The sequence below is a fragment of the Vibrio aquaticus genome (assembly GCF_003970385.1).
GTDB lineage: Bacteria > Pseudomonadota > Gammaproteobacteria > Enterobacterales > Vibrionaceae > Vibrio > Vibrio aquaticus.
In genome coordinates this window covers 1-465 of sequence record NZ_RXZH01000185.1, presented here as the reverse complement: position 1 = coordinate 465, position 465 = coordinate 1, and the positions used below count along the sequence as shown (strand labels likewise).

Sequence of the window (465 nt, the reverse complement as noted above, 5' to 3'; positions counted from 1 at the left end):
GTATGGCTCTTTATTTTCACTTTTAAAAAGTGAAGACAAAGGGAACTTATGTGGGCGATTAGCTCAGTTGGGAGAGCACCTGCCTTACAAGCAGGGGGTCACTGGTTCGAGCCCGGTATCGCCCACCATTCTCTAAGTATTTTTGGATTAGGATTTCCAAACCACTTCAGTAACTAGTATGTGGTTAGAATCTCCGACTCTGAAAGTCTTTAGAAAATGACCTTCTTCGGAAGAATCATGGCTCTTTAACAATTTGGAAAGCTGACAAAACAAACTTTTAAAGTTTGTTTGTAAAGTTCTCAATGTTTGTCTTTATAGACAAACACCAATACAACACATTCAAGTGTTCTTGGGAATGTCACTTTTAAGTGACTATTCAAAATTGAGTCCGGCAAAATCGAGTCTGCACATGTATAAAAATGCAGACAACTTTGGTTAGTTGACTATAAGACCCTTTGGGGTTGT

The 465-nt window shown here is 38.7% G+C and carries 1 tRNA gene; it reads left to right on the top strand.

Going from position 1 to position 465, the window contains the following annotated elements:
• Positions 1-52 precede the first annotated feature (52 nt).
• Positions 53-128 (top strand) — tRNA-Val (locus EJ063_RS20710).
• Positions 129-465 lie beyond the last annotated feature (337 nt).